Source organism: Pseudomonas sp. SDO5271_S396 (assembly GCF_054071795.1).
This window is the reverse complement of the sequence record NZ_JBSVWB010000012.1, coordinates 23,242-49,007: the sequence shown is the minus strand read 5'-3', so window position 1 is coordinate 49,007 and position 25,766 is coordinate 23,242. Positions and strand designations below refer to the sequence as shown.

At 62.6% G+C, this 25,766-nt stretch carries 26 protein-coding genes; 15 read left to right on the top strand and 11 right to left on the bottom strand.

Translation table 11 applies throughout. The features are described 5' to 3' along the window. Window positions 1-21: 21 nt before the first annotated feature. Entirely contained in the window at window positions 22-855 is an 834-nt protein-coding gene (locus ACW9IN_RS11445) for a fumarylacetoacetate hydrolase family protein (RefSeq protein ID WP_457365965.1), read from the bottom strand. Between the two features lie 159 nt (window positions 856-1,014). On the opposite strand from ACW9IN_RS11445, the gene ACW9IN_RS11440 reads away from it, so the two are divergent. From ACW9IN_RS11440 to ACW9IN_RS11420, 5 genes are all read left to right on the top strand, one after another. Further along, window positions 1,015-1,710 (top strand): GntR family transcriptional regulator, encoded by a 696-nt coding sequence (locus ACW9IN_RS11440; RefSeq protein WP_457365964.1) that lies wholly within the window; start codon window positions 1,015-1,017, stop codon window positions 1,708-1,710. 16 nt (window positions 1,711-1,726) lie between these two features. Then, window positions 1,727-2,602, top strand: a complete 876-nt coding sequence (locus tag ACW9IN_RS11435; RefSeq protein ID WP_457365963.1) for a LysR family transcriptional regulator — start codon at window positions 1,727-1,729, stop codon at window positions 2,600-2,602. A 111-nt stretch (window positions 2,603-2,713) separates the two neighbouring features. Further along, window positions 2,714-3,139 (top strand): VOC family protein, encoded by a 426-nt coding sequence (locus ACW9IN_RS11430; RefSeq protein WP_457365962.1) that lies wholly within the window; start codon window positions 2,714-2,716, stop codon window positions 3,137-3,139. A 128-nt stretch (window positions 3,140-3,267) separates the two neighbouring features. After that, on the top strand, window positions 3,268-3,810 hold the full coding sequence (locus ACW9IN_RS11425; RefSeq protein WP_457365961.1) for a cysteine hydrolase family protein: 543 nt from the start codon (window positions 3,268-3,270) through the stop codon (window positions 3,808-3,810). Window positions 3,811-3,813: 3 nt separating this feature from the next. Continuing rightward, window positions 3,814-4,791 carry a GlxA family transcriptional regulator gene (locus ACW9IN_RS11420; RefSeq protein WP_457365960.1) on the top strand — a complete coding sequence of 326 codons (978 nt, stop codon included), beginning with the start codon at window positions 3,814-3,816 and terminating at the stop codon, window positions 4,789-4,791. On the opposite strand, the gene ACW9IN_RS11415 is transcribed toward ACW9IN_RS11420, so the two are convergent. The 4 genes from ACW9IN_RS11415 to ACW9IN_RS11400 form a co-directional block, all read right to left on the bottom strand. Next, complete coding sequence (locus tag ACW9IN_RS11415; protein ID WP_457365959.1) at window positions 4,788-4,955, bottom strand: DUF2986 domain-containing protein; 168 nt, start codon at window positions 4,953-4,955, stop codon at window positions 4,788-4,790. The genes ACW9IN_RS11420 and ACW9IN_RS11415 overlap by 4 nt on opposite strands. A 54-nt stretch (window positions 4,956-5,009) precedes the next feature. Continuing rightward, window positions 5,010-6,050 (bottom strand): alpha/beta hydrolase family protein, encoded by a 1,041-nt coding sequence (locus ACW9IN_RS11410; protein ID WP_457365958.1) that lies wholly within the window; start codon window positions 6,048-6,050, stop codon window positions 5,010-5,012. A gap of 94 nt (window positions 6,051-6,144) precedes the next feature. Continuing rightward, on the bottom strand, window positions 6,145-6,552 hold the full coding sequence (locus ACW9IN_RS11405; protein ID WP_457365957.1) for a hypothetical protein: 408 nt from the start codon (window positions 6,550-6,552) through the stop codon (window positions 6,145-6,147). Between the two features lie 79 nt (window positions 6,553-6,631). After that, the gene (locus tag ACW9IN_RS11400) at window positions 6,632-7,870 is read right to left on the bottom strand and encodes an acyl-CoA dehydrogenase family protein (protein ID WP_457365956.1); all 1,239 of its coding nucleotides are present in this window, start codon (window positions 7,868-7,870) and stop codon (window positions 6,632-6,634) included. A gap of 241 nt (window positions 7,871-8,111) precedes the next feature. On the opposite strand from ACW9IN_RS11400, the gene ACW9IN_RS11395 reads away from it, so the two are divergent. The 3 genes from ACW9IN_RS11395 to ACW9IN_RS11385 all read left to right on the top strand — a co-directional run bounded on the left by ACW9IN_RS11395 (window position 8,112) and on the right by ACW9IN_RS11385 (window position 9,844). Continuing rightward, window positions 8,112-9,035, top strand: a complete 924-nt coding sequence (locus tag ACW9IN_RS11395; RefSeq protein WP_457365955.1) for an ABC transporter substrate-binding protein — start codon at window positions 8,112-8,114, stop codon at window positions 9,033-9,035. A gap of 151 nt (window positions 9,036-9,186) precedes the next feature. Continuing rightward, window positions 9,187-9,489 (top strand): type II toxin-antitoxin system RelE/ParE family toxin, encoded by a 303-nt coding sequence (locus tag ACW9IN_RS11390; protein ID WP_457365954.1) that lies wholly within the window; start codon window positions 9,187-9,189, stop codon window positions 9,487-9,489. 1 nt (window position 9,490) lies between these two features. Continuing rightward, window positions 9,491-9,844: an addiction module antidote protein gene (locus tag ACW9IN_RS11385; RefSeq protein ID WP_457365953.1), complete on the top strand. Its 354-nt coding sequence runs from the start codon at window positions 9,491-9,493 to the stop codon at window positions 9,842-9,844. A 323-nt stretch (window positions 9,845-10,167) separates the two neighbouring features. Here the strand turns inward: ACW9IN_RS11385 and gudD are convergent, their stop codons facing one another. Together gudD and ACW9IN_RS11375 are read right to left on the bottom strand one after the other, a co-directional pair. Further along, window positions 10,168-11,493: a glucarate dehydratase gene (gudD, locus tag ACW9IN_RS11380; protein WP_457365952.1), complete on the bottom strand. Its 1,326-nt coding sequence runs from the start codon at window positions 11,491-11,493 to the stop codon at window positions 10,168-10,170. Between the two features lie 19 nt (window positions 11,494-11,512). Further along, window positions 11,513-12,874: an MFS transporter gene (locus tag ACW9IN_RS11375; protein ID WP_457365951.1), complete on the bottom strand. Its 1,362-nt coding sequence runs from the start codon at window positions 12,872-12,874 to the stop codon at window positions 11,513-11,515. Between the two features lie 350 nt (window positions 12,875-13,224). Here ACW9IN_RS11375 and ACW9IN_RS11370 point away from each other — a divergent pair, with 350 nt between their 5' ends. The 5 genes from ACW9IN_RS11370 to ACW9IN_RS11350 all read left to right on the top strand — a co-directional run bounded on the left by ACW9IN_RS11370 (window position 13,225) and on the right by ACW9IN_RS11350 (window position 19,328). Beyond that, on the top strand, window positions 13,225-13,935 hold the full coding sequence (locus ACW9IN_RS11370; RefSeq protein WP_457365950.1) for a FadR/GntR family transcriptional regulator: 711 nt from the start codon (window positions 13,225-13,227) through the stop codon (window positions 13,933-13,935). A 56-nt stretch (window positions 13,936-13,991) separates the two neighbouring features. Continuing rightward, window positions 13,992-14,687: a tRNA (adenine(22)-N(1))-methyltransferase gene (locus tag ACW9IN_RS11365; protein WP_457365949.1), complete on the top strand. Its 696-nt coding sequence runs from the start codon at window positions 13,992-13,994 to the stop codon at window positions 14,685-14,687. Between the two features lie 78 nt (window positions 14,688-14,765). Continuing rightward, entirely contained in the window at window positions 14,766-15,056 is a 291-nt protein-coding gene (locus tag ACW9IN_RS11360) for a DUF3144 domain-containing protein (RefSeq protein ID WP_457365948.1), read from the top strand. 268 nt (window positions 15,057-15,324) lie between these two features. Continuing rightward, window positions 15,325-17,382, top strand: a complete 2,058-nt coding sequence (locus ACW9IN_RS11355; RefSeq protein WP_457365947.1) for a methyl-accepting chemotaxis protein — start codon at window positions 15,325-15,327, stop codon at window positions 17,380-17,382. 218 nt (window positions 17,383-17,600) lie between these two features. Beyond that, entirely contained in the window at window positions 17,601-19,328 is a 1,728-nt protein-coding gene (locus ACW9IN_RS11350) for an OPT family oligopeptide transporter (RefSeq protein WP_457365946.1), read from the top strand. Between the two features lie 5 nt (window positions 19,329-19,333). On the opposite strand, the gene ACW9IN_RS11345 is transcribed toward ACW9IN_RS11350, so the two are convergent. Further along, a complete protein-coding gene (locus tag ACW9IN_RS11345; protein WP_457365945.1) occupies window positions 19,334-19,789 on the bottom strand; it encodes a VOC family protein in 456 nt (151 codons plus the stop codon). Window positions 19,790-19,959: 170 nt separating this feature from the next. Here ACW9IN_RS11345 and ACW9IN_RS11340 point away from each other — a divergent pair, with 170 nt between their 5' ends. Then, complete coding sequence (locus tag ACW9IN_RS11340; protein WP_457365944.1) at window positions 19,960-20,709, top strand: BPL-N domain-containing protein; 750 nt, start codon at window positions 19,960-19,962, stop codon at window positions 20,707-20,709. 67 nt (window positions 20,710-20,776) lie between these two features. Here ACW9IN_RS11340 and ACW9IN_RS11335 read toward each other — a convergent pair whose 3' ends face one another. After that, the gene (locus ACW9IN_RS11335; protein WP_457365943.1) at window positions 20,777-22,033 is read right to left on the bottom strand and encodes a hypothetical protein; all 1,257 of its coding nucleotides are present in this window, start codon (window positions 22,031-22,033) and stop codon (window positions 20,777-20,779) included. Between the two features lie 674 nt (window positions 22,034-22,707). After that, a complete protein-coding gene (locus tag ACW9IN_RS11330) occupies window positions 22,708-23,244 on the bottom strand; it encodes a hypothetical protein (protein WP_457365942.1) in 537 nt (178 codons plus the stop codon). A gap of 247 nt (window positions 23,245-23,491) precedes the next feature. On the opposite strand from ACW9IN_RS11330, the gene ACW9IN_RS11325 reads away from it, so the two are divergent. Further along, the gene (locus tag ACW9IN_RS11325; RefSeq protein WP_457365941.1) at window positions 23,492-25,330 is read left to right on the top strand and encodes an ATP-binding protein; all 1,839 of its coding nucleotides are present in this window, start codon (window positions 23,492-23,494) and stop codon (window positions 25,328-25,330) included. Between the two features lie 69 nt (window positions 25,331-25,399). Here the strand turns inward: ACW9IN_RS11325 and ACW9IN_RS11320 are convergent, their stop codons facing one another. Next, a complete protein-coding gene (locus ACW9IN_RS11320; RefSeq protein ID WP_457365940.1) occupies window positions 25,400-25,636 on the bottom strand; it encodes a hypothetical protein in 237 nt (78 codons plus the stop codon). Window positions 25,637-25,766: the final 130 nt, after the last annotated feature.

Sequence of the window (25,766 nt, the reverse complement as noted above, 5' to 3'; positions counted from 1 at the left end):
CAGGCGAGGGCGGCGGGCCTGTCAGGCTTCGTCGACCACCGGGTTGACCAGTGTGCCGATGCCCTCGATGGACACTTCGACCACATCACCCGCCTTCAGGTACACCGGGGGCGTCTTGCCCAGAATGACCCCGGCCGGCGTGCCGCTGACGATTACGTCGCCGGCTTCCAGTGTCAGCGCCTCGCTGAGCGTCGAAATAATGGTCGCCACGTCGAACAGCATGTCGCGCGTGTTGGCCGATTGCACCACCTGGCCATTGACGCGGGTCTCCAGCAGCAACCCCTTGCCTCCCGGCGGCAACTCATCCGCCGTCACCAGATGCGGGCCGAAGGCGCCGGTGTCATCGAAGTTCTTGCCAACCGTCCACTGCGGCGTGAGGAACTGGTATTCACGCACCGAACCTTCGTTGAACAGCGCATACCCGGCAACATGGTCCAGCGCATCTTCTTTGCGTATGTAGCGACCGCCCCGCTTGAGCACCACCGCCATTTCACCTTCGTAGTCGAGGGTGTCGGACGCGCGTGGGCGAACCAGCGGTCGGTTGTGCGCCGTCAGGCTGGAGCTCCAGCGGGGGAATACCGTGGGGTAGCTGGGCTGTTCGTACTTCGCCTCTTTGGTGTGATCGGCGTAGTTCAGGCCCACGCAGATGATCTTGGGCGGGCGCGCCATCAGTGGCAGGTAAGCGTCCTCGGCGATCTCCACCAGCGCGCCGTTGGCCTCGGCGCCGTGGGTTTGCAGGTCGACGCCGCGTGCCAGCAGCGATTCAAGCGATTCATTGCCCAGAACCCGCACGCCGTCGGCGGTGACGACACCCAGGGTAGGCTGGCCTTGATGGAGGAAGCGAACGTAGCGCATGGCGATTTCTCTCGTTGGGTAGAAGAGGTGAGGCGGTGTGGAGCCAAAGCTAAAACGCAAAAAATATATGGTCAACTAAAAAATATATATTTTTTCAAATTCAATAGATTTTCCAGTCTGTGTATGATTCGTCCACGCTTGTGTAAAAAGGACTCGACCGTGATCGACGGACCCTCTGCCGAACCCGCTGAAAAACGCACGATGGCTTCCCAGCTCGAAGCCCGTGTTCGCCAGGACATCATCAATGGCCAACTGGCCCCGGGTGCGCGCCTGCGGCTCAAGGAGTTGGCCGAGCGCTATGAGGTCGGTGTGATTCCCCTGCGCGAAGCGCTGTCGCGCCTCGCCACCAGCGGTTTTGTCGCGGCGGCGGATCAGAAGGGGTTCAGCGTCGGGCGAATTTCCGCAGCGGAAATTGCCGACATCACGGCGGTCCGCCTGCATGTGGAGTGCAAAGCATTGGCCGATTCGATCCGTCAGGGCGATGTGGAGTGGGAAAGCCGTGTGCTGGCCGCGCACCACCGGCTCGATCGCCTGGCCATGGTCGAAGGCCCTGACCGCATGCTTACACCGGAATGGGAAAGTGCCCACGAGGTGTTTCACCAGGCGCTGATTTCCAGTTGCCCGTCGCCCACGCTCCTGCGCCTGTGTGCAGCCTTGCGCGACCAAACCGCACGCTATCGATTCCTGTCGTTGCACTACGAAGACAGCACCACGCGCAATGTCCCCCATGAACACCGGCAGTTGATGGACGCCGCCCTGGCCAAGGACATCGATACCGCCTGCGCGCTGCTGACCCGGCATTACCAGACCACCACCGAGTCGGTGCTCAAGCATGCGCTGCTGGTCCAGGCCTGACCCATAGGGGATCCGGATGATTCGAGAACTCAGAACCTTCGTCTGCGCCGCGCGACGGGGCACTTTTGCTGCCGCCGGGCAGCAAGTGGGCTTGACGCAATCGGCGGTCAGCTCGCAGATCAAGCACTTGGAAGAGGCGCTGGGGGTGAAGTTGTTCGACCGCACCGGCCGCTCCGCCACGCTCAATTCGGCAGGGCAGCGCGCGGTGCCGCTGGCGGAGGAGATCCTCGATATTTTCTCGCGCATGGGCGCGCCCGACAGCGCCAACGACTTCCACGGGTCGCTGCGCATCGGCGCCATCGGCAGCGTGCAGACCGGCATCCTGCCGAGCGCCCTGGTGGCGCTCAAACGCCAGGCCCCGTCGATCGAGGTGAGCCTGGTGCCCGGGGTGTCGCTCAACCTGCTCAGCCAGATCGATGCGGGTGAGCTGGACCTGGCGATCCTGATCAACCCGCCGTTCAACCTGCCCAAGGACCTCAACCTCGAAGTGATCGCCCGTGAGCCGTTTGTGCTGATCACCGCGAAGGACGTGGCGGGCGATGACCCCTTGCAGATCCTGCGCGAGCAGCCGTTCGTGCGTTACGACCGTGTTTCGTTCGGCGGGCGTCAGGTCACGCAGTTTCTCAAGGCGCACAAGCTCCAGCCGCGGCAGGCGCTGGAACTCGACGAACTGGACGCCATCGTCAAGATGGTGCGCAGCGGCCTTGGGGTGTCCCTGGTGCCCCTGGCGGGATTGTGGCTGGAACACGGCAGCGACGTGCGCGTGGTGCACCTGGACAAACTCACGTTTTTTCGCGAAATCGTGCTGCTGACCAAGTACAGCCAGCGCCATTCGCCGCTCTTCGCGCTGTTTCGCGGCTGCCTGGTCGGGGCGCTGAAGGCGGCGGAGTAAACCGCGAGCATCGAAAAAATCGACGCTCAGGGCGCAGGATATGCGCTTTATCCGCCGATGTTTCTGGTGAAGAATCAGGCTCTAATCATCAGAAACCGCAGGTAAACCGCCGTGAGCCTTTCGCCCTTTCACCTCGCAATTCCCGTGTATGACCTCGCCGCCGCTCGCCACTTCTATGGTGACGTGTTCGGCCTCTCGGAAGGCCGCTCCAGTGCACAGTGGGTCGACTTCGACTTTTACGGCCACCAGTTGGTGATCCACGAACACCCCAAGACCGACTCCCAGGCATCGGTGCATTCCAACCCGGTGGACGGCCATGCTGTGCCGGTGCCGCATTTCGGTGTCATCTTGCAGTGGGCGCAATGGGAAGCCTTGGCGGACCGTCTGCGCGCCCGCCAGACGCGCTTCGTGATCGAACCCTACATTCGCTTCCAGGGCCAGGTCGGCGAGCAGGCCACCATGTTCCTGTTCGACCCCTGCGGCAACGCCCTGGAATTCAAGGCGTTCAAGGACATGAGCCAGCTGTTCGCCAAATAAGCCTGGCCCTGCAACACGGATGTCCGAATACGTCCTGAAGCGGTCCGGCACCTGCCTGTTGCCCAACTGGCAGGATGCCTAGCATGGCTTGCATCACTCACCGTCATGCAAGCCAGAAAGGACCCATCATGAGCCGCAAAGCCCTTCTCGTCATCGATGCCCAGCATTCGTTTCGCCATTCCACCTATTGGTCCGAAACTGACCTGCCCGAGTACCTGGAAAAACAACAGGCCCTTATCGACGGGTGTGTTCAACAAGGCATTGCGGTGGTACAAGTTTTCCACGTGGAAGACCAGGGGCACTTTTCGATGGCATCGGGCAACGTCAGGGCATTGAGCGAATTGTCGATCAACCCCGACCTGATCATTTACAAGCATCATCACAGCGCCTTCGCCGGTACGCCGCTGGCTGCACGACTGAGGGAGATGGGCGTGGCGTCGCTGATCATCAGCGGCATCCGCACCGAACAGTGCTGTGAAACCACCACGCGGCAGGCTTTCGACAGCGGCTTCAATGTGGACTTTGTCAGCGAGGCGACCCTGACCTTTCCGATGACCCATGCACGTACGGGGCGTCTTCACACCCCGGCGGAAATCCGCGAACGTACCGAACTGGTGCTGGAAGGGCGTTTTGCGCGCATCGTCACCGTCGCCCAGGCCTTGGAGAACTGAAGGGTGAAACGTCCGGTGCTGTTCGTGCTGTTGCCGGAAGTGCTGATGCTGGACCTGGCCGGCCCCGCCGAAGTGCTGCGCCTGGCCACGCAGGTCGAGGACCCGGCTGCCGTCGAGTTCGACTTGCAGTACGTCAGCCCGGTGGCCTCGTTGCAGACCTCCATCGGTCTGCCGCTGAACGGCCTGGCGCCGCTGCCGTCATCATTGGCGCCGGGCACGCTGGTGGTGCTGGTGGGGTCCACGACGCAAATGCCCAGCGCGCGACGGCGGGCGTTCGATGCCGCCAACGATACGCTGGTGCAATGGCTGCAAAAGGTATTCGAGCCCTCGGGCGAGCGGCTGCTGTGCATTTGCGCGGCGGCCTTGAGCGCCGCCCGCGCCGGGTTGCTGGATGACCGTCTGTGCACCACGCATCACGCGCTGTGCGCGACCTTGCAAGCCACGGCGCCCCGCGCCCGGGTGCTGGAAAATCGCCTGTACGTCACGGACGGCCCGGTCAGTTGCAGCGCTGGCGTCACGGCGGGCATCGACCTGATGCTGCACCTGGTCGCCGAACTGTGCGGGCCACGGCTGGCCAGTGCGGTGGCGCGGGATATGGTGGTGTATATGCGGCGCAGCGGCGCCGACCCGCAACTGTCGCCGTGGATGACAGGGCGCAATCACTTGCACCCGGCGGTGCACCGCGTGCAGGACGCTGTCGCCGCGGCGCCTTGTGAGCCCTGGACCGTCACGCGCATGGCCGGTCTTGCGTTTACCAGCAGCCGGCATCTGGCGCGGCTGTTCCATGAACATGTCGGCACCAGCCCGCTCGACTACCTGCACCGGCTGCGCTTGAGCGTGGCCCGGGATTTGTTGGCGGCGTCATCGCTGGACATCGAGAGTGTGGCCGAGCGTTCAGGTTTCGGCTCGGCACGTCATTTGCGGCGGGTATGGGGCAAGTACGAAACGGGGACGCCTTCGGCAGTGCGCCTGAGCGTTTAGAGGGTGGTATCAGGGGCTGTGGCGGGGGCCTGTTCGGCTTGCTCCGCCAGCTTCAAGCGATCCGCCTTGCTGATGTATTTGTCCTTTTTCTGCGGGGCCAGTTTGGCGTTGGCCTTCTTGGCATGGGCCTTGAGCAACTGATTGATCTTTTTGCGGCGGTTCATGGGGGCTACCCGGCTGGTTGGTGGACGCATGATACCAGCTTGAAGGAGCCCGTTTCAGGGGTGCTTGGCAGCCGTCAGGAACCCGGTGATCAGCGCGATCGTCTGTTGCTGGATCACCGCCCGTGGCCGGGCGCTTTCACCGTCCGCGCAAATCATGCCATCGCCCGGCGAGCTCTCTTCGATCAACGCCACCGCACCGGGCTTGCACACGGCCATGAAGCTGAAATGGCTGGCATCGTTGATTTCGACGTATTGCGTGGAGGCTTTGGGCAACCGCCGGGCCAGGTCGGCGGACTCCAGTGCTGCCGGCAGATCCTCCGACGGTGCACCTGCGGCGATCACCAATACCGGCACCGCAATTGCCGCCAGGCTGGCGTCGGTCATGCCGCGCGACAGGCCCAGGTCCAGTGAGACCACGGCGGTGACGCGCGGGTCGCGCAGGTCGGCGGCCAGTTTGGCCTTGCCGGCGGGGGTGCCGGCAGGGTTCATCTGCTGGTACCCCCGGCAACCGGACAACGTCGGGTGCGCGCTGCAGTCCTTGGCGAACAGGTCGGGGTCGAAACGGGCCCCTGCGCTTTCCAGCACGGTCCAGCCGCCGAGGGAGTGCCCTGCCAGAGCGACGCGGTGTCTGTCGACTTCACCAAAGGGCTTCGACGCAGCGAGCACCGCATCGATGGCGCAGCTCAGGTCTTTGGGACGTTGCCAGAGCTGGGCTGCCGCCTGTGGGCTGCGGTCGCGGCTGGTGGTGCCCGGATGGTTGACCGCCGCCACGATGTAGCCCTGATGCGCCAAGGCACTGGCCAGCCACACCTGATTGCCCCAATTGCCGCCGTAGCCATGGGACAGCACCACCAGCGGGTGGGCGCCACTGGCCGGTGGCGCGTTGGGCACCGCCGGGGCGCCGACGAACACCACGGTGTCTCCGATCAGCTCGGGCACGGCGGAAGTGGCGGCGGGGTACCACACGCTCAATTCCAGTGGACGGACGTTTTGTGGGTCGGGCAGGGGGGCGGTCTGGAAGCCGATGGGCGTGTCGGTGGCGAAAGCGGGGGTAGCCAGGCTAGCGAACAGCAGTGCGGCGAGGGTTTTTTTCACGTTTATCGTCCTTGATGTGAGCGGCGCATCATGCCTTTAAATTCGAGGGATGAATAGCCGCGCGAGGACGCACCCGGGCCGTTGGTGCGGGTGCTTATGGCGCCGCGTATTCCTCATAGTTCAGGCTGATGCCATCGTCCTTGGGGTAGCTGACATACACCACCACCGTGTCGCTGCTCACCACCAGGGCGAAGGGCCATTTACCGTTGGCCTTGCGCATCTGCTCATACAGCGGCAGGAAAAATTCCTTGGTCTGACCGCGTGGGTCGTAGGGGGCTTCTCCGTGGAAGATCGGATAGCGACCGCCGTTGCACAACTCGATGCGGTCGAGCTGGAAGCCCTTTTTCTCCAGCAGCGTGCGAGTGGGATGCTGCCAGGTAGCGAGGTCGACGTCGTGGCAATCGTGAGCGGTGTCGCGGTACAGCGTTGTGTCTTGCAGGGCCGGGTAGGCGCAGGCCAGGCCCGGTAACAGCAGCAAAAACAGGGGCAGGAGGCGCGGCATGGCAGGCGGTCCAGAGGCAGAGGAGGCTGGATTCTAGACCGTTTTCGGGCTGGTTTGATTGGATTGGGTGATCAATGCTTCACGTTTTCGCCACGCCCACCCGCCACTGCGCCGGCGGCAACAGCCCGTTGACCAGGTAGTTGCCCACGATCCGCGACTTGTACACGCGCGGGTTGTGGTTCGCCAGGGTGCGCGCGTTGCGCCAGAGCCGGTCCAGCGCCTTGTTGCTGGCGGTGGCGCTGGCGCCCAGGGCGTCGAACAGCGCGGTGGTGGCGGCGAGGGTGGCGTCCACCACCGGGTTCACCGCCAGGCACACTTCGAGTTCGGCCAGCGCCACCTGTGGATCATCGTCGCGCAGCGGTTGCCCATGGGCGATCACGTATTGCGCCGTGTGTTCCAGGCGCTGCGCCGCTTGCTGGGCGATGGCCTGGGCGGCGTAGGCCTGGCTGGCGACTTCACCGATGACTTGCAGCAGTTGCACATCGTGGGCGGCGGTGTCGGCGTTGCCGGTGGTGAAGGTGCGGGCGCGCTGGCTGAGTTCTTCGGCGCCGCTCAGTGCCGCGCGGCGGGCGATGCCGGCGAGGGTGCTGAGGTGGTAGAGCTGGAAGAACGATTGCCCATGGCCAAAGCGCTGCTGGGTGGGTCGCACGTCGTCGTCCACCGGGGCGTTATCGAAGATGCAGGTGCCGCTGGCGGTGAGGCGTTGGCCGAAGCCATTCCAGTCATCGACGATCTGCACGCCGGGGGCCTTGAGGTCGACCACGACCGTGTAGATCGTGCCGTCTTCGCCCGTAGCGATGGTGTTGATCAGGTCACTGTAAAGCGCACCGGTGGTGTAGAACTTTCTGCCGCTGATGCGCAAGGTGCCCTCGGCGTCGCGGTGCAGGCGGGTTTCGAAATCGCCTCGGGTCTGGTTGCCCACCTCGGTGCTGCCGGGGGAGAGCAGGGCACCCTGGCCGAGTCGGTCCAGCCAGCGGGCGCGCCAGTCGAGGTCCTTGGCGCTGAGCACGTCTTCACAAAAACCGAAGTGCCCGCGCAGGGCCTGGGTGATGTTGGAGTCGGCGGCCGACAGCTCGGTGAGCAGGGCGAACAGCTCGACCAGCGTTGCGTCCTGGCCGCCGTAACGCTGCGGCAGGCGCCAGCGCGGCAGGCCCAGGGCGTTCAGTTGCCGGATCACTTCGGCCAGGCTGGCGCGTGTCTGATCCGCCTCGGCGGCTTGTGCGAGTATCTGCGCAAACAGTGGTCGAAACGGCGCAGCCAGTTGTTCGTAGCGGGCAGTGGGCGGGGCGCCCCAGATATTCAACGCGGGAATCGACATGCAATGGACCTTGCAGAAAAGGGTTCAGGTGCTGGGGTCCAGTGGTCTGGTGACGTCACCCTAACGCAGTGCCCGCCAAGTTTTTAATACGAAAAATAGCTAGCGACCTGTGGGACTGTTCTATCGATAGTGCGCAACAGTATTAAACCCCGACCTGTTATTGCGATAGCTTCTACGGCGAACGACCAGACTGCACGCCCACGGATGGTTGAACCTGACCTTCAACCCTGTGGGATTTTTTATGCTCAACCGTCGAACACTGCTGTGCTTGCTGGGCCTTGCTTCCTTGACTCTGTCGGGCCCTTCCGCCCTGGCTGCAGAAACTCCCACGCTCACGGTGGGGGACCAGTTCTTCTCCAACCGCATCGTGCTGGAGCTCTCCGGCGAACTCAAAGACCTGCCGTACAAGATCGACTTCAAGCGTTTCAATACCGGCTCGCCGGTGGCTGCTGCCGTGGCCAGCGGTGCGCTGGACGTGGGCATCGTCGGCGATACCCCGGTGATCAGCCTGGCCGCCAACGGTGCGCCGGTGAAAGTGGTGGCCAGTACCCAGACCAGCCTGAATGGCGTGGGCATCGTGGCGCGCAAGGGTATCCACTCGGTGGCCGACCTCAAAGGCAAGACGGTTGCGATCTGGAACGGTTCGTGGAGCCAGCAACTGGCGTACAAGGCACTGGATGAGGCCGGCATCCCGCGCAACAGCGTGCACTTCAAATACCTGTTGCCGGCCGAGGCCAGCCTGGCGCTGACCCAGGGCGATATCGACGCCTTCGGCACCTGGGAACCCTACGTGTCGTTGCAGGAAAAAGAAGGCAGCACCCTGATCCGCAATGCCAAAGGCTTGATGAGCGCGCCGACCTACATCGTCGCGTACGAACCGGCCCTGGCGCAGAAAGGCGCGATCATCAAAGACTTCGTCGCGCGCCTGACCCGCGCTCGGGAGTGGAGCAACAACCACGTCGATGAGTACGCCGAAGCCTGGTCCAAGGCCAACCAATCCGCCCCGGAAATTGCCAAAGTGTGGTTCAAGCGCGACGCGATCAAGGTGCTGCCGATCTCGCCGACAATCGTCAGCGAAGCCCAGGCCACGGCGGACTTTTTGGTGGATGCGCAGATGCTCAAGCAGCGGTACGACGTGGCACCGTTGTTTGATCGGGCGCTTTGAGCACTGGAATGAACAAAAGGGAAACACGCGTTAATAGATCGGTCGGCTACCTGTGTTGAGGCTGCGCTAGGGTTTTTTTCTTCCGGGCCTTTTCGAAGGAAAAAATCCAATGGTATTGTCGAGAGGTAGCCAGTAGGCTACAAACGAATCTGTGACTAATTTGATAGGCAGGACGCCTGAATTTGATACGTGGCTCGACGGCATGAAGGATGTCTGCGGGAAAACAGCCGTGCTTTTTCGGCTGGATCGAGCCGAAGAAAACAATTTTGGAGATTGCCGGCCGGTAGGCGACGGTCTGAGTGAAATGCGTGTTTTTGTCGGACCCGGCTACAGAATCTATTTTGTGCGTACGGGTGTTTCTGCCTACTTGATGCTGTGGGGCAGTGACAAAACCGACCAGAAGAGAGGAATCACACGGGCAAAAGAGATCCTCAATGCCCTGAGAGGTCAATGAAATGAGTGAGTCGAAATTCAATCCCGAGGACATGCCGATCCTCGCCCTTGATACGTCTGGCACAAGTGTCTACGAAGCTTCACGCTTCCTCGACAGTCCGGAGATCATCAGTGCTTACCTTGCGCAGAGCATGAAGTCCCAGGACCCGCAGGTACTGATGAAGGCGCTTGCCGAGGTTGCCAAGGCCCAGGGCGTGAACAAAGTGGCCGAGGCGGCGGGCGTCAATCGGGAAAGTCTTTATAAAACCCTGAAGGGTGGTTCAAAAACCCGCTATGAGACTGTACAGAAACTGATGCTGGCTTTGGGGGTGGAGCTGACGGTGCAACCGCTCAAGCGACCACAATCGACAAAGTAACCAAGCCGAATGGGTGAGCTGGCTTGTCGGGCCGCCGCATCGCTGCGAAGACTGTGGCACTGCTAAAACAGATGCCACCTGACCCACCGCTTTCGCAGCCTCGCCGGGGCTCGACACAGGTGATTGGCTGTGGTTGGAAAAACGCTGCCAGCAGGGCCATCGCGCCGATCACTTACTCACCAACAATAGAGCTCCAATGTGGGAGCTGGCTTGCCTGCGAAGACGGCAGCATGGCCAACACAGATGCCACCTGACCCACCGCTTTCGCAGCCTCGCCGGGGCTCGACAGCTCCCGCATTTGATCAACAGCGTTGTCGAAGACGCTAGCGCACCAGGCAAGGCTGTTTGTTGTTGAAGCGCCACCCAGGAATCAGGAACTGCATCGCGACGCTGTCATCCCGCGCACCCAGGCCCATGCCTTTGTACAGTTCGTGAGCCTTGGCCACGGCGTCCATGTCGATGTCCACGCCGAGGCCCGGCTTGCTCGGCACCTTCACGTAGCCTCCTTCGATTTTCAGCGGCTCCCGGGTCAGGCGCTGGCCGTCCTGCCAGATCCAGTGGGTGTCGATGGCGGTGATATCGCCCGGCGCGGCGGCCGCCACCTGGGTGAACATCGCTAGGGATATATCGAAGTGGTTGTTGGAGTGCGAGCCCCAGGTCAGGCCCCAGTCGTTGCACATCTGCGCCACGCGCACCGAACCTTGCATCGTCCAGAAATGCGGGTCGGCCAAGGGGATATCCACGGATTGCAACTGGATCGCGTGACCCATTTCGCGCCAGTCGGTGGCGATCATATTGGTCGCCGTTTTGAGGCCGGTGGCCCGACGGAATTCAGCCATGACTTCGCGGCCCGAATAGCCGTTCTCCGCACCGCAAGGGTCTTCGGCGTAGGCCAGCACGCGGTGTTGATCACGGCACAGGCGGATGGCTTCCTTGAGCGACCAGGCGCCGTTCGGGTCAAGGGTGATGCGCGCCTCGGGGAAGCGTTCGGCCAGGGCGGTGACGGCTTCGATTTCTGCGTCGCCACTCAACACGCCGCCCTTGAGTTTGAAGTCGTTGAAGCCGTATCTGGCCTGGGCGGCCTCAGCCAGGCGCACTACCGCTTCGCTGGTCAGGGCTGTTTCGTGGCGCAGACGGAACCAGTCGTCCTCGGCATCGGCTTCGTTGCGGTAAGCCAGGTCGGTGGCAGTGCGGTCGCCCACATAGAACAGATAACCGAGCATTTTCACCGCGTCGCGCTGCTGCCCTTCGCCGAGCAGGGCTGCCACCGGGACTTCGAGGAATTGCCCCAGCAGGTCGAGCAGCGCGGCTTCCATCGCGGTCACCGCATGGATGGTGATGCGCAGATCGAAAGTTTGCAGGCCGCGACCGGCGGCGTCCCGTGAGGCAAAGGTCGTGCGCATCTGGTTGAGGATGCGCTGGTACTGGCCGATGGGTTGGCCGATCACCAGGCCACGGGCGTCTTCGAGGGTTTCGCGGATGCGCTCGCCGCCGGGCACTTCGCCCACGCCGGTGTGGCCGCTGCTGTCCTTGAGAATGACGATATTGCGCGTGAAGCAGGGGCCGTGGGCACCGCTCAGGTTCAGCAGCATGCTGTCGTGGCCGGCCACCGGAATGACCTGGAAGTGAGTGATAACGGGAGTGGTCATGGCAGGTTCCTAAATAGGCTCAAAGGGGTTTGCTGATGGCTGCGTCGGTCGGTACGGCGCTGGGCGGCGCCAACACGGCAGAGGGAGACGTCTTGGCGAAGAACACCAGGATCGCGGCGAGAATCGAAGTACCGGCCAGACCGTAAAGCCCGCCCTGGATCGAACCGGTGGTCTGCTCCAGAAAGCCGAAGGTGGTCGGCGCGACGAAGCCGCCCAGGTTGCCGATGGAATTGATCAGCGCGATCACCGCTGCGGCGATGCGCACATCCAGGTAGCCCTGGGGAATCGGCCAGAACAGTGACGAGGCCGACTTGAAACCGATGGCCGCAAAGCAGATCGCGACAAACGCGAAGATCGGCCCACCGGTGGTGGACATGAACATGCCGGCGGCGGCAATCAGCAGTGCGGCGGCGACCCAGGCCTGCTGGAACTTGAACTTGCCTGACAGCGAGGCGAAGGCGTACATGGCGATGATCGAAATCAGCCAGGGGATCGAGTTGAAGAACCCGACCTGCACATCGCTGAGCTCGCCCATCTTCTTGATGATGCTCGGCAGCCAGAAGGTCGCGGCGTAGATCGTCAGCTGGATGCAGAAGTACAGCACGCAAAACAGCAGAATCTGGCGGTCCTTGAGCAGCTTGCCCAGGCTCGGCTTGACGGTGTTCAGGGCTTCGCGGTCGCGTTGTTCCTGGTCGATGGCGGCCACCAGCGCGTCCTGTTCTTCGCGGGTCATCCAGTGGGCGTCGTGGGGTTTGGAGTCCAGCCAGAACCACACGAAGAAGCCCAGCGCGACCGAGGCCAGCCCCTCGATGGCGAACATCCATTGCCAGCCGTGGAACCCGAACCCTTCGATCTGCAACAGTGCCCCCGACAACGGGCCGGAAATCAGCGAGGCCACGGCCGAGCCGCTGAGGAAGATGGCGATGGCCTTGCCGCGTTCGACGCCAGGCAGCCAGCGGGTGAAGTAATAGATCACGCCGGGAAAGAAACCGGCTTCGGCCACGCCCAGCAGGAAGCGCAGGATGTAGAACTGGGTTTCGTTCTGGATGAACGCCATCAACGTGGCGACGATGCCCCAGGTGAACATGATGCGGGTCAGCCAGATACGTGCGCCGACCTTTTGCAGCAGCATGTTGGAGGGCACTTCGAACAGGGCATACCCGATGAAGAACAGCCCGGCACCCAGGCCATAGGCGGCGGCACCGATACCCAGGTCGTGCTCCATGTGCGTACGCACGAAGCCGATGTTGACCCGGTCGATGTAGTTGAGGATGAACATGATCACGAACAGTGGGAGCACATGGCTCTTCACTTTGCTCACGGCGTGCGCGAGGACCGAATCACTGTGCGAGGCGACAGATGCATGGCTTGAAGTGTTCACAATCGAAAAACTCCCCCTGATTATTTTTATGCGGGTGGTGTGTGTCTTGTTGATAGACATCATACAAGTTGTTTTTTGAGCTTCGCAATCTGTAGCGGTGTGTTTTTGTTCTTCTAAGGCGGGTTATGAATGGGGTGTTTTGGTTATTTGTCCAGTTTTGTTGGGTTTGTAGCGGTTAAATGCGCCATGGCAGGTGTGAAGTACTCAGGGGGGAAGGGGTTGCAGCCGCTCGTCGGTCAATCGGATTTCAGATTGGTTGTCATACAAGTTGGCGGCCTTTTACATCAACCTCCCGCCGATTCCCGATGGGGTGTTAAGCTCCCGCCAGCCAACCCCGTGGACCCGTCACGATGCCCGTCGATCACACACCCTTCGTCCGTAAACGTTCCAGCAACCTGGCCCAGGGCGTACTCGAGACGCTGACCCAGCGCATCTTGCTGGGGCAACTCAAGCCTGGTGAAAAGCTGCCGTCGGAATCCACCATCGTGCTGGAGCATGGCGTGAGCCGTACGGTGGTGCGTGAAGCGCTGTCCAAGCTGCAGGCCTCGGGGCTGGTGGAGACGCGTCACGGCATCGGCACCTTTGTGCTGGCGCCGCAGGCCCAGCAGGGCTTGCGCCTGCATGTGGACACGGTCGCCAGCGTGCGCAACATGCTCGAATTGCGCCTGGGCCTTGAGGTGCAGGCGGTTGCGCTGGCCGCCTTGCGCCGCAGCGATGAGCAACTGGCGCAGATGCGCGAAGCGCTGGACGATTACCAGGCCTCGCTGGCGAACAACGACAACTGTGTGGAGGAGGACAAACGCTTTCACCAGTTGATCGCCGAGGCCACCGGCAACACGTTCTTCACCGAGATCATGCTGCACCTGGGCAATGCCATGATCCCGCGCACCCAGGTCAAGGGAGCCGAACGCGGCGGCGCCGACTTCGCCAAACTGGGGCAACTGGCGAACCTGGAACATGAAGCGATCTTCAACGCGATCAAACGCCAGGACCCTGACGCGGCGCGTGCGGCGATGGTGCTGCACTTGACCAACAGCCGGGACCGGTTCTCGGGAGAATAAGGTTGTGGGTGACCCTGCTGGCGAAGCCCACTCTTGGATGCGATAAGGAAACACCGTTGAACGAACACACTTTGTCCATGCGTCTGGAGCGCGTCGCCGCGCATGTACCGGTGGGCGCGCGGCTGGCCGATATCGGGTCGGACCACGCCTATCTGCCGGTGGCGCTGATGCGTCGCGGCGCGATTGCGGCGGCGGTGGCGGGAGAGGTGGCGCGTACGCCTTTTCACGCGGCCCGGCGCACCGTGCACGACAATGCTCTGGATCAACACATTACCGTGCGCTTGGCCGATGGTCTGGCGGCCATCGAACCGGGCGACGGCATCACCGCCATCAGCCTGTGCGGCATGGGCGGCGAGACCATTCGCGATATTCTCGACAGTGGCGCGGCCCACCTGAGTGGCGCGGAACGCCTGATCCTGCAACCCAATGGCGGCGAACAACCGCTGCGCCAATGGCTGATGGACAACGGCTACCGCATCCTGGAAGAAGAGTTGCTGCGGGAAAACCGCTTCTATTATGAAATCATCGTCGCCGAACGTTCGGGGCCGGTGAGCTACAGCGCCGAAGAACTCTACTTTGGCCCGCTGCAACTACAGGCCCGCACGCCGGAATTCCTGGCCAAGTGGCAACGCCTGCTGCGCCTGGCACACAAAACCCTGGCCGGCCTTGAACAGGCCCGGCAGGCGGTGCCGGATCAGCGGCGCGAGGTTCTTGCACGTCAGGTGCAATGGATGACAGAACTGCTGAAGTGAGCGGGCCTGCGGCTTTTCCTTTTCGAGCCCCGGATATGCTCCAATAGCCGCACTTTCTCGCTCGCCCAGGAATTCCCCATGGCAGACGCCACCGACCACGCTTTCTACGACCGTGCAGACGCTCACATCGAACTGTCGAACGAACAACTTGCAGCCCACGAAAACCTCGGCCAGGTCAGCGCCTCGATGACCTTCGGCGCCACACGGTTCAGCGCCTGGGCCAGTGCGCGCAGTTTCAAGTCCGGCGCCGAAATGGCCGATGCGCGGGAAGCGCTGCTCAAGTATTTCTGCGATCAGTACCGGCTCATGCTGGAAGACAATCTGGACGATCACATCAATAATTTCAGCCGGTATCGGCAGGGCCAATAGGCGGCCACGGCAGGGCGGGTTGGCATGGCTCGCTCCCTCGGCGTCCCCATCGGTTACAGGCCCGCCCGCAGTGCTGAGTGCTTTTGCCCCAATTTCGTGCACGCAGTGTGCGGGCATGTGCGCCACACCGCCTGTTCTCGTCCCTCATCTGAACGGCCCGTATCTTGCTTGAGCCAGCGTAATCAATGACATGGCATTTTGCCGTCAGTCATTACAAGGTTTCGCTCACCGCCTGCGTTGTGTGGGTGGTTTTGGGGAGTGGTCGGACATGCACAGTCTCTTGTCACCCGGTATTCGCCTGCTTGGACGCTTCGGTTTCGCGCGCAAGTTTCAGGTGCTGTTTTTCCTGTTCATGCTGCCGCTGGCCGGTAGCCTGTGGATGATCGGCCAGGACTATCGCGACAAACTTTCGGTGATTTCCAACGAACAGTCCGGCGTGCGCCAATTGCTGGCGTTGGATGCGCTGGACGGCCAGCTCACGGCCCAGCGCAACCTGGCGGCCCGCTGGAAGGCGCTGGACATCCTGCATGCGCCCACACCGGCGGCCAAGGCGGCGATGGACAAGGTAGACGCCAACAGCCCAATCATCGGGCAAAACCTGCAAGCCCTGGGCGAGGCACTGAAAAACCACCACGCCAGCGCCGATACCTTGACGCGCTTCGAAGCGTTGCAGGCGACCGTCAAGGGCATGGACTCCCAGTCGCTGCGCACGGTGGGTTGGTGGCCGGATGGCTACGATCGCTTCACTTCGGCGCTGACCGCGATGCAAACCTTGCGTGAACAGATTGCCCTGGATGCCGGCCTGATCCTCGATCCATGGCTGGAAACCTACCTGCTGATGCAGATTTCCACCCAGCACACGCCGGACCTGATCGAGCGGATCGGGCGTATGGCCAGTGTGGGCGAGTCGTCCATCGCGTCGGGGCAGTTCACCTTGCAGAGCCGTTTGCAGATGCGCGACCTGCGTGGCCGCATTGGCGATGCGCGGGATCAATTGGTCAAGGCCGCCGCTTCGCTCAAGGCCAAGCAATACCCCGGCATGGAGCCATGGACCGCGCAGTACGACAACAGCCTTCAAGTGCTGGATAACGAACTCAAGGTGCTCGACGACGGCGTGTTCGGCGGCACCATCAAGCTCGACACCGCCGGCTTCGACCGCAGTGTCGATGCCATGCTCGACAGCCTGGGTGCATTGCGCAACCAGTCGCTGACTTCGCTGGATGCGCGCCTGGGCTATTACCGCGACCGTTCGTTGCAGCAATTCGTGCCGGTGGCGGCCACCTTCAGCCTGTTGGCGTTGGCGGCGTTGTACCTGTTCATGTGCCTGCAAGCTTCGATTCGCCGCAGTGCCAGCGGCATTACCACCCTGGCCGAGTCGTTGCGCGACGGCAACCTGTGCGTGGAAGTGGCGGTGGAGGGGCGTGACGAACTGGCGGCGATCAGCACGGCCCTGAACGTCGCGGTGGTACAACTGCGCACCAGCCTGCTGGGGGTCAATCACGAGACCGAGCAATTGGGCTCGGCCGTGCTCACGCTCAACTCCCAGTCGGGCAGCACCCTGACCGAAGTGGAAGACCAGCAGCAACAGATCAGCCAGATCGCCGCTGCCGCCACCCAATTGGCGGCCACCTCCATGGGCGTCGCGAAGAGTTGCGAGCAGGCTTCGGGCAGTGCCCAGCACACCCGGCGGATTGCCGAAGACAGCAGTCGCGACAGCCAGCGCACCACGGCGAGTATCCAGCAACTCAACCAGCGTCTGACCGACACCGCCGACGCGCTGGAACAGGTGAACCAGCAGGGGCAGCAGATTCAGTCGGTGGTCGACACCATTCGCGGCATTGCCGAGCAAACCAACCTGCTGGCGCTGAACGCTGCCATCGAAGCCGCGCGTGCTGGCGAGCAGGGGCGTGGTTTTGCGGTGGTGGCCGATGAAGTGCGCAGCCTGTCGCAACGCACCCAGGCGTCGACCGCGCAGATCGCCGGCACCGTCGACAGCCTGCGCGCCACGGTGAGCCAGGCGGTCAACCTGATGGGCGCGGCGTGCGAACAGGCCCTGACCGATGCGCAGTCCGTCACCGGCCTCGGCACCCGCCTCGGCGAAATCGCCGGCGCCGTGCAGAACGTCACCGACACCCTGGCGCAGATCGCCACCGCCGTGGAAGAACAAGCCGCGACGGCGGACGAAGTCAGCGGCAACATCCAGCAAGTGGACCAGGCCGCCGGCCGCCTGCTCGACGGCGCCCGCGCGGTGAACCGCGCCGCCGACACCCTGAGCCAGGGCAGCCGCGCACTGAGCGACAACACCGCACGGTTCCGGTTGGGTTGAGCGCAGCCGCCCCAACGGGAACACTGCGGTGTATCAGATAGACCGGGGTAGTCGAATTCAGGGCCGCTTCGCGCCCCAGCGCGGGCGGTACGACGATTCGGCAAGCCCGCTCACCACAAAGAGGCCAGCCCAACCCGGTCATCTTGTTTTGGTGAACCTTCGGCAACTACAGGGCTCACTTGTTAAGCCGTCCTGTTCCCTGGCCGAAAGGAATCCGCATGACTTCAACCCCGCCGCTGCACGGTCCCGTCACACGCGAACTCAGCCTGCGGGCGGTCGTCACCGGTACGGTGCTCGGCATTCTGTTGACGCCTTCCAATGTGTACGCCGGGCTGAAGATCGGCTGGTCGTTCAACATGTCGATCATTGCTTTGTTGATCGGCTACGCACTCTGGCAAGGTCTGGCCAGGCGCTCCTCCGAGCAGGTGCCGTGGACGCTGCACGAAAGCAATATCAACCAGACCGTCGCCTCGGCGGCGGCGTCGATCATTTCCGGTGGGCTGGTGGCGCCGATCCCGGCTTATACCCTGCTGACGGGCAATCAGCTGGACGCCTTGCCGATGATCGCGTGGGTGTTCTCGGTGAGCTTTCTGGGGATCTGGATCGCCTGGTACCTGCGCCCGTCGCTGCTCAATGACAAGGCGCTGAAATTTCCCGAGGGCATGGCCACCCTGGAAACCCTGTTGCACATCTACAACCATGGCCGCGAAGCCGCGACGCGCTTGAAGGTGTTGCTGGGTGCGGCGCTGTTGTCCGGGTTGGTGAAGTGGCTGGACACTTTTATCTGGGCCATTCCACGCTGGTCGCCGAACGCACAGTGGGAGCGCCTGACGTTTACCGCCGACCCTTCGCTGTTGCTGGTGGGCTTCGGTGGGATCATCGGCATTCGGGTCGGCCTGACACTGTTGCTCGGTGCGGTACTCGCCTGGGGTGGGCTGGGGCCCTGGTTGTTGGCGCAGCAGCTGGTGACACTGCCTGCCGGCAGCAGTGGCCCGCAATTCGCCGCCTTGGTGGAATGGTTGCTGTGGCCGGGCGTGAGCCTGATGGTGTGTTCGACCCTGGCTTCGCTGGCGATTCGGTTGAGCCAGCTATACCGTTCAACCCAGTCCAGTGGCAGCTCGCCCTGGACCCTCCCCAAGCCCGGACCCGCTGCCGGTTTTGTGCTGTCGATCGGCCTGGTGGTTGGCCTGCAAGCGTTGTTGTTCGGCATCAACCTGTGGATGGCCTTGCTCACCATTCCGCTGGCAATCTGCCTCGCCGCCGTGGCTGCCCGGGTGGTGGGCGCCACGGGCATCCCGCCCATTGGTGCCATCGGGCAACTGTCCCAACTGAGCTTTGGCATCGTGGCCCCGGGGCAGGTGCCGATCAACCTGATGAGCGCCAACACCGCCGGCGGTTCGGCCGGGCAATGCACCGACCTGATGAACGACTTCAAGGTGGGCAAGGCGATTGGTGCGACGCCGCGCAAGCAGGTGATCGCGCAAATCCTCGGGATTTTCATCGGCAGTATCGTCGGCGTGTTCGCCTACCTCGCGCTGATCCCCGACCCGCAATCCATGCTGCTGACCGAGGAGTGGCCGGCGCCCGCCGTCGCCACCTGGAAGGCCGTGGCCCAGACCCTCAGTCATGGTCTGGATTCGCTCTCGTCCAGCATCCGTTGGGCCATCGCCATTGCCGGCCTGGTGGGGGTGTTGCTGGGTAGTCTGGACAGCACGCTGTCCGCCCGGCATGCCCGCTTCCTGCCCAGCGCCGCCGCATTGGGCCTGGCCTTTGTGTTGCCGGCGTCGGTGTCGTTGATGATGGCCCTGGGCGCCGTGTTCACCTGGCTGGTGAGCTGCCGCTGGGCGAGCCTCACCGAGCGTTTTGCGATCACCGCCGCCGCCGGGTTGATCGCCGGGGAAAGCATCACCGGCGTCGGGGCGTCGCTGTGGGCGATGGTGGGCTGAGGGCTTCAGGGAAACGCTTTGGCAATGAAGGCTTCCAGCGATGCCTCCTCCAGGATCTCGATGGAGAGGTGCCCGAAACGCTTGGGCAGCCAGATGATGCGCGAGCCCGATGGCGACTGCAGGTTCTCGCGGGTCAGCGGCACGCCGCTTTCATTTTCTGGCTGCACGCCTTCGGCGATCAGTTCGTCGTACGCCACCTCGATGTCCGGGGTGGTGTAGCAGTGGCGGTAGATCATGCCTTCGCCATGGCTGTCCAGCAGGGTTCTGAGGTTGCCGGCGATCGGCTGGACCAGCATGAAGCGCTCCTTGCCCATCAGCACCACGGCATAACGCACGTGAAAACCGTCGCGATCCCACACGAAGGTTTCGGAGATTCTGGCCTTGAAGATGCGCGCGTAATACGCGCAGGCGTCATCGAGGTTTTCGACCAGGATGTCGACGTGACTGAATTTCAGTTCCATGGGGACACTCTCAAGCTAAGGCGCGGCTCACCGTTATCCTTGGCTGGGGGAGGGAATGCAATACCGTTAAGCATCCGGACAGGTGTTTTACAACTGTTAACGGATTTGCGCAGGCTGGTCGCTATAGGCTGCGGGTTGTCCCTGCCGCCTTCTTGAGTGAGCCTGCCGCCATGCACCTGCATCCTGTTGTCGTCTCTGTGTTTGCGTTTGCCTTGGGGCTGCCGTGCCTGGCCCAAGCCGCAACACCCCTCCGACATGTCGCCATCTACCGGGGGCCGGCGGGCTGCGAGGACTGTTCCGAAAACGTGGCGAACGCGCTGCGCCGTTTGCACCCTGACTACCAGATCGATTTCGTCGGCGCAGACGAAGCGGTCGACATCACCCCACAAACCCTGGCCCGCTATGACCTCTACGTGCAACCCGGTGGCGGTCAGGACATTCCCGCTGCCCTCGACAGCCTGGGCGACGCGCGCATTGACGCCATCCGTGGGTATATCGCCCACGGCGGTCGCTACCTGGGGTTGTGCATGGGCGCCTACCTGGCGGACAACGACAACCTCGGTCTGATCCCCTACGACCTCGACGCCGAAGCCGGGCGTCCTGGTTTTGAAGTGTCCGGCATTGCCGATGCGGCCGTGCAGGTGACCTGGGACGGCAAGCCCGACCACGTCTTCTTCCAGGACGGCCCGTACTTCCCGAAAGCCAGCGCCGCCAAGCCTTACACGGTCATTGCCACCTACCGCAACGGAGACGTGGCGGCAGCGCGGTACACCTATGAAAAGGGCGTGGTGGTGCTGAGCGGCCCGCACCCGGAAGCCGGGCGCGAGTGGTTCGAGAATGCCGATATCCCGTTAAGCAAAATGCCTCGGGGGGATTTGTTCGGCTCGTTGATACGCAGTGTCGAGGCCGCACAACCCTAGTGCGGCGGGCTTGGACGCGCGCCAACGAAAACCCTGGCAGAGCCGACCGGTTTGCACCGTGTGCGGGTCAGCGCACCACATCCAGCGCTGTGATCTCATTCACATAGTGCGTCTGGCTCGACGTCGACTCCAGGGTCAGCGCCACACCCAGGTCTTCGATAAACACCCGCGAGGACCGGTAGTCGCCCTGTTCGCACGCGAGCTGGATCGCATCGCCTGTCAGCGACGCAAACACCTGACGGGCCGGAATGCGTTCGCCCACCGTGCAGGTCAGGGTCGTTTCGGTGGGTGTGTCGGTGGGCTTGGCCGGCACATACGCCATGTGCAGGCGCGCGCTCAGCGTCTGGCCCGGTGCCCAGGTGGTGGGCACCTTCAGCTCGGCTTCGCGGGTTTGCAGGACCTGGCCATCACCGATGCCGTTCATTTTCGATTTGAGCTGGACCAGGTCCGCGAGCATCAGGCGATCGACGTTGAAGGCGCTGCCATAGGCTTCATTCTTCACCAGCAAACCTCCTTCGGTCTTGAACGTGACCGTGATCGGCGCGTCCTTGCCATCGCCACTCTTGGACAGGTAGGTGTAGCTCAACGTCTTGAAGCGGGGCTGCAAGAGCGGCGCGTCAAGGCGCTGCAGCACGCTGGCCGGCACGGGCACCTCGCCGATGCTGGTTTCGGGCACGGTGCGCGGGTAATCGACCGGTGCAATATCCGGCCGCAATTGCGCCAGGATCCCGGCGTTGACGCCGCCCTGCACCGAACAACTGACCCGCGATTGCGTGCCTTGCTTGCCCTCCGGCTCCACGATCAGCACGCGCTCCACGTTACGCAGGCCAGGCGCCTTGCCTGGCATGGGTTTGATCGACTGCCAGCCGTTGCCCACCTTGAGCTCGCTGCGGGTGTATTGCCCGATGCCTTTTTGCAGTGCGCCGGGCTGGTCCATGAGCGGCGCGAGGCGCTGGGCGACCTCGTCGATGCCGCCGTCCACGATAAAGCCCCAGTAGTAAAACAATCCCAGGGCGCCAAGATCAGTCACCTCGTCGGTGTAGGACAACAGCTTCAACCCGGCAATGGACGGCGCGCTGACCGGCACGATATCGGCCTTGCGGTCGGCGCGGTTTTTCACGGCGATCCAGGTGAAGTTCTTTTCCTGCACCAATGGCGCATAGGCCAGCCAGGCATCGCGGTGGGTATTCAAACTGCTGAAGAAACTCGCGTCGCAGCGGGTGAAGGCTTTGAGGGTGTCGGTCAGCGCGGCATCGGCGGCGTGGGTGAGGGGCGGTGAGAACAGGGCAGCGGCGAAGACGAGGGCGGACACAGGCAACTTCATCGAGCGGGACTTCCGTATTGGAGCGGGAGGGGGGGCATTATCCAGGATTTTGGAGGCGGTGCTAAAGCCGCCGTCATCGCAGCGATGCGGCGACCCGACAAGCCAGCTCCCACAGAGGATTTGCAATGGCTGGAAAATCGCTGCCAGCAGGGCCATCGCGTCGGACGCTTTCTCACCAACAATGGAGAAATACTGTGGGAGCTGGCTTGCCTGCGAAGACGGCGGCATGGCCGACACAGATGTCGCCTGACCCACCGCCTTCGCAGCCTCGCCGGGGCTCGACACACAAGGGATTGGTAGTGGCTGGAAAAACTCCATCAGCAGGGCCATCGCGCCGGGCACTTTCTCCTCAACGACGGAGATCCCCTGTGGGAGCTGGCTTGCCTGCGAAAGCGTCGGCACAGCCAACACAGATGCCGTCTGACCCACCGCTTTCGCAGCCTCGCCAGGGCTCGACACACAGAGGTCTTGCAGTGGCTGAAAAAGCGCTGCCAATAGGGCCATCGTGCCGGACACTTTCTCACCAACAATACAGATCCAATGTGGGAGCGGGCTTGCTCGCGAAGACTGCGGCACAGCCGACACAGATGCTACCTGACCCACCGCCTTCGCAGCCTCGCCGGGGCTCGACAACTCCCACAGGGGATTGGCAGCGTTTTTCAGCTACTACCCATCTAGAAGTTATCCCCCCAGTTACACAGCTTGCTTTCCCCCAGCGGCACCAATGTGCCTTCGCTTTTGCCCACCAGCATGCGCTTGAGGGTCACCCCGCACTTGTAGCGGCCCGCCGCATCCAGTTCGTAGTCCATGCCCGGTTCAGGCACAAAACTGAACATGTTGTAGCAACGGTTTCCGATGTAATGAAACGCGATGGGCTGGCCCGCGGGGACGCTCAGTTCACTCATCACCGTGGCGTCCGAGTAGCGCTCCACGGGCGCCATGCCGAGCTTTTCGCCGTTACGGTCGGCGTAGCCGTCGCGCTTGGCCACCATCACCCCCGCGCCGGGCAGGCGGAAGTTGATGCAATCAGACTTGGGCACGCCTCGTACCATGCCGTCACTGATCACGCGCAAGCGCGCGGTTTCACCGCCGGTCGGCGAGGTGTAGGGGGTGGAAAACGAGCGCACATCGGTCAGGGCGCCGCAACCGCTGAGGGCGGCGAGGAGGGTGAGGGGGATAAGCGCGCCAAGCGGGCGCAATGGCTTGAGCATCAGGTCGATTCCATTCGCTGGGTGGGTGCCTTCAGGGGGTAGGACGTTACACTTTGCGATCGTCGCAAACGACCTTCAGCCATCCCGAATTGAGAGCAAGCAGTGTAAGACGGGCGCCAGTGTAAACAGGCTTGCCGTCAAGTACACGTATTCCGCAGTGATCACCGCCGAACGTCTGCCCGCATCGCGTGGTCAGAGCTTTGCTGATACGCTGCTAATAGCTCATTGCCAGCTCCCCGGAGCCCCCATGAAAACCCTACGCACCGCCTTCCCGGCAGCCTTTCCCCGTGGCCCTTCCCACGCGTCGGAAACCGCTTTGTCGGACATCGAATTCCTGCACCGCATCAGCCTGGATCTGATCGGCGAGCAAGACCTGGAAGCCCTCTACGGCAAGATCGTCGACGCCGCCGTGTCCATCACCGGCTCGCAGTTCGGCACCATGCAATTGCTGTGTCCCGAAGGGCATCCGTCCGGTCATGGCGGCGAGTTGCAATTGCTGTGCTCCCGTGGCTTGCCACCCGAGGCAGTCGGTTTCTGGCAATGGGTGAGCCCCATGGCCTACAGCAGTTGCACCATGGCCCTGCAACTCGGCCAACGCGCGATCATCCCCGACTTCGAGGAATGGCCCGACATCGCCGGCACCGAAGACCTGCAAGCCTTCCGCGACACCGGCATCCGCTCGGCCCAGACCACCCCGTTGCTGTCCCGCAATGGCCGCCTGCTCGGCATGATCTCTACCCACTGGAGCATGCCGCATCAGCCGACCGAGCGTGACCTGCGCCTGCTCGACATCCTCGCGCGCCAGGCCGCCGACCTACTGGAGCGCACCATCGCCGACGAAGCCCTGCGCGACGCGCAAACCCAACTGCGCGCCCTCAACGAAACCCTTGAGCAACGCGTGGCCGAACGCACCGCCATGCTGATGCAGGCCGAAGAAAAACTGCGCCAATCGCAAAAAATGGAAGCGGTCGGCCAACTCACCGGCGGCCTGGCCCACGACTTCAACAACCTGCTCGCCGGTATCTCCGGCGCGCTGGAACTGATGAACCGGCGCATCGCCCAGGGCCGCCTCAGCGACGTGGACAAATACATGGTCGCCGCCCAAGGTTCGGCCAAACGCGCCGCCGTGCTGACTCAGCGCCTGTTGGCGTTCTCCCGCCGCCAGACCCTCGAGCCCCGCGCGACCCACGTCAACACCCTGATGTACGGCATGGCCGAACTGATCCAGCGCACCGTCGGCCCCGGCATCCAGGTCGAAACCCTCGGCGCCGCGGATGCCTGGACCGCCTTCGTCGATGTCAGCCAACTGGAAAACGCGCTGCTCAACCTGTGCATCAATGCGCGCGACGCCATGCCCGAAGGTGGCCGTATCACCCTGCAAACCCGCAACCACTGGCTCGACTCCGCCGCTGCCCGCGCCCACGACCTCGCCGAAGGCCCCTACCTGTGCCTGAGCGTCACCGACACCGGCACCGGCATGTCACCCGACGTAATGGCCCACGCGTTCGAACCCTTCTTCACCACCAAACCCATCGGCCAAGGCACCGGCCTGGGCCTCTCGATGATCTACGGCTTCGCCCAACAATCCGGCGGCCAGGTGCACGTGCAGTCCACCCTCGGCGAAGGCACCTGCGTCACCCTCTACCTGCCACGCCATCACGGCGCCGCCCCCGCTGACGAGCTCGCACCGGGCCAAGTCGCGATGGACATCGCCCAACACGGCGAAACCGTGCTGCTGGTGGACGACGAATCCACCGTGCGCATGCTGCTCGCCGACGTACTGGGTGAACTGGGCTACACCGTGATCGAAGCCGCCGACAGCGCCGCCGGCCTGAAACTGCTGCGCTCGGATGTACACATTGACTTGCTGGTGACGGATGTAGGGCTGCCGGGCGGCATGAATGGTCGGCAGATGGCCGAGGCGGGGATGGAACTGAGGCCGGGGTTGAAGACGTTGTTTATTACGGGGTATGCGGAGAATGCGGTGATGGGGTATGGGCAGTTGGGCGAAGGGATGGGGGTGTTGACGAAGCCGTTTGCGGTGGAGGTTTTGGGGGGGAGGGTCAGGGAGTTGTTGGGGAGGTAAATGAGTGGCGTTAAAACAGTTTCATTGGGCTGAGAGGACTGACTACAGCGGGTAAGTCAGTCGTTATTCTCAGACCTCTTTTGTTGTGTAGAAGCTGGTTCCTCTCGTGGTGTTTTCAACTTTGGAGTATGAGATTTTACTGCCGGATTTATAACTGCTTGACACTTGCTCGGAAATATAAATACCACCGCTGCCATCGTCTGGCGTAATGCTGATATTCATCACTCCGATGATTCCTCCGGAATGCGACGGGGATATCGACGATACTGTGCCGGTGTATTTGGTAATAACAATCTTGTCTGGCATTTTTTAGTTCCTTTTGGTGTTGGGGTGATTTTTTGCGCCCAGGCCATTTAAAGACAGTCCTCTGCTCTTTGCTACTGTCAGAGTTCACAGGGTGATCTTCTGAATGGGTGCTTTTTTTGGCTCCAGTAAT

Coding starts and splice junctions, on each gene's coding strand:
- ACW9IN_RS11445 (WP_457365965.1), bottom strand. CDS start 855: ATGCGCTACGTTCGCTTCCTCCATCAAGGCCAGCCTACCCTGGGTGTC.
- ACW9IN_RS11435 (WP_457365963.1), top strand. CDS start 1,727: ATGATTCGAGAACTCAGAACCTTCGTCTGCGCCGCGCGACGGGGCACT.
- ACW9IN_RS11425 (WP_457365961.1), top strand. CDS start 3,268: ATGAGCCGCAAAGCCCTTCTCGTCATCGATGCCCAGCATTCGTTTCGC.
- ACW9IN_RS11415 (WP_457365959.1), bottom strand. CDS start 4,955: ATGAACCGCCGCAAAAAGATCAATCAGTTGCTCAAGGCCCATGCCAAG.
- ACW9IN_RS11405 (WP_457365957.1), bottom strand. CDS start 6,552: ATGCCGCGCCTCCTGCCCCTGTTTTTGCTGCTGTTACCGGGCCTGGCC.
- ACW9IN_RS11400 (WP_457365956.1), bottom strand. CDS start 7,870: ATGTCGATTCCCGCGTTGAATATCTGGGGCGCCCCGCCCACTGCCCGC.
- ACW9IN_RS11395 (WP_457365955.1), top strand. CDS start 8,112: ATGCTCAACCGTCGAACACTGCTGTGCTTGCTGGGCCTTGCTTCCTTG.
- ACW9IN_RS11385 (WP_457365953.1), top strand. CDS start 9,491: ATGAGTGAGTCGAAATTCAATCCCGAGGACATGCCGATCCTCGCCCTT.
- gudD (WP_457365952.1), bottom strand. CDS start 11,493: ATGACCACTCCCGTTATCACTCACTTCCAGGTCATTCCGGTGGCCGGC.
- ACW9IN_RS11370 (WP_457365950.1), top strand. CDS start 13,225: ATGCCCGTCGATCACACACCCTTCGTCCGTAAACGTTCCAGCAACCTG.
- ACW9IN_RS11360 (WP_457365948.1), top strand. CDS start 14,766: ATGGCAGACGCCACCGACCACGCTTTCTACGACCGTGCAGACGCTCAC.
- ACW9IN_RS11355 (WP_457365947.1), top strand. CDS start 15,325: ATGCACAGTCTCTTGTCACCCGGTATTCGCCTGCTTGGACGCTTCGGT.
- ACW9IN_RS11350 (WP_457365946.1), top strand. CDS start 17,601: ATGACTTCAACCCCGCCGCTGCACGGTCCCGTCACACGCGAACTCAGC.
- ACW9IN_RS11345 (WP_457365945.1), bottom strand. CDS start 19,789: ATGGAACTGAAATTCAGTCACGTCGACATCCTGGTCGAAAACCTCGAT.
- ACW9IN_RS11340 (WP_457365944.1), top strand. CDS start 19,960: ATGCACCTGCATCCTGTTGTCGTCTCTGTGTTTGCGTTTGCCTTGGGG.
- ACW9IN_RS11335 (WP_457365943.1), bottom strand. CDS start 22,033: ATGAAGTTGCCTGTGTCCGCCCTCGTCTTCGCCGCTGCCCTGTTCTCA.
- ACW9IN_RS11330 (WP_457365942.1), bottom strand. CDS start 23,244: ATGCTCAAGCCATTGCGCCCGCTTGGCGCGCTTATCCCCCTCACCCTC.
- ACW9IN_RS11325 (WP_457365941.1), top strand. CDS start 23,492: ATGAAAACCCTACGCACCGCCTTCCCGGCAGCCTTTCCCCGTGGCCCT.
- ACW9IN_RS11320 (WP_457365940.1), bottom strand. CDS start 25,636: ATGCCAGACAAGATTGTTATTACCAAATACACCGGCACAGTATCGTCG.